We start from the raw sequence: 1466 nt of genomic DNA, 5'->3' as shown, positions 1-1466 counted from the left end.
GGCCTCGGCCTGGCGCTGCGGTGGCGGCTCGGGCGGGGGCGGGGCGGTGGGCAGGGGGCAGGCGATGCGGCGCCGGCCGCGCTCCTCCTCCAGCCGGGCGAGCTCGGCTTCCAGCGCGTCCTGCCGCCCGCCCTCCCGCTGCGCCTCCCGGAAGAGGCCGAGGCTGGCGGGATCGATGCGGCATTGCGGGGTTTCCGCCGGCACCAGCGCGGCGCCGACCACCGGCAGCAGCAGCCCGGCGGCCAGGGCGCCGGCCGCCAGCGCCCCGCCGGCCAGCCCCCAGCGCCGCCAGGGAAAGCGCGGCGGGGCCTGCCAGGCGCGGCCGTCATCGAAGCGGGCGAGCAGGCCCGGTGGCCGCTCCGCTCGCGCGCCGATATGCGCCCAGGCGGTCAGCACCGGGCGGCCATCTACGGCGTGGATGGAGTCGAGGTCCGGCACCTCCCGCAACGCCGGCCAGGACGCGGCGACCGCTGGCGCCGCGCCGCTTTCCCCCAGGCGTCGGATATCCGAGAGGATGGCCCCCAGCGCCTCGGTCAGCGCGCGGCGATCGGCGGCGGAGAGAGCGCTGAAACCCCTGCTGCGCGCGCCGGGGGCGGTCCAGGCGATCTCTTCCCCCTCCTGCACCGGCGCTGCCAGCAGCGCGGCATGGGCAGGACCCAGCCCCGCCGCGATTTCCGCAGTGAGCGCCGCATGCCATTCGGCCGGCGGGCGCGCCGGCAGCAGCGGCCGCAGCGCCGCCGCCCGGCGCCGGTCGAGGAGGAGCGGAGCCCCGCTCACCGCGCCGCGTCCCGGACGCAGGGCGCCAAGCGCCCCGGCGCAGCCGGCTGTCCTGCCGCGGCTTGGCCGCGGCAGGCTGTGCGAGGCGCCAACAGCACAGCGACTCCGGGACCCCCGTGACGGCGCGAAGCGACGTCACGGGGATTTAGCGGATGGGGCAGTTCAGCCGGTAGCGCCACTGGGTGCTGGCAGAGGGGCCGGTGACCACCACCTCCACCACATGGTCGTTGCCCTGGGGCCGCCAGGGGAATTGCAGCCGCCCGCGGAAGCTGACGAAGCCGCCCGTGCCAGAGATCGGCCGGCCCTGATAGAACACCTCCAGCCGGTCCGGCTCCAGCCGCATATCGTAGTCCAGCACCGCCAGCCCCGGCGTGGGGCCGAGGAAATGCCGGGTGCGCGTCACGCCATAGCCGCCGGAGCGCGTCTCCACGTCGCAGGGCTGGGTCCCTGGCGGGGGACCAGGCGGCGGGCGCGGCGGCTCCTCCCGCCGGGGCGGTGGGGGTGGCGGCGGCGTCTCGGCCCGGCGCTGCGGCGGCGGGGGTGGCGGTGGTTCGGGCGGGGGCGGCTGCTCCACTGGCAGGGGGCAGGCGAGGCGGCGGCGGCCACGCTCCTCCTCCAGCCGGGCAAGCTCCGCCTCCAGCGCGTCCTGCCGCTCCGCCTCCCGCTGCGCCTCCTGATAGGTGGCAAGG

At 77.8% G+C, this 1466-nt stretch carries 2 protein-coding genes; both read right to left on the bottom strand.

Annotated features, from left to right (window positions below):
- Positions 1 to 777, bottom strand: a 777-nt coding sequence (locus NJ376_RS28440) for a hypothetical protein (protein ID WP_252956713.1), incomplete at its 3' end; no start/stop codon positions are given.
- A gap of 145 nt (positions 778 to 922) precedes the next feature.
- Positions 923 to 1466 (bottom strand): hypothetical protein (locus tag NJ376_RS28435; RefSeq protein ID WP_252956712.1); only part of this gene is annotated, 544 nt, incomplete at its 5' end.

This window comes from Siccirubricoccus soli (genome assembly GCF_024178315.1).
Classification (GTDB): domain Bacteria; phylum Pseudomonadota; class Alphaproteobacteria; order Acetobacterales; family Acetobacteraceae; genus Siccirubricoccus; species Siccirubricoccus soli.
This window is presented reverse-complemented; position numbering and strand designations above follow the sequence as displayed.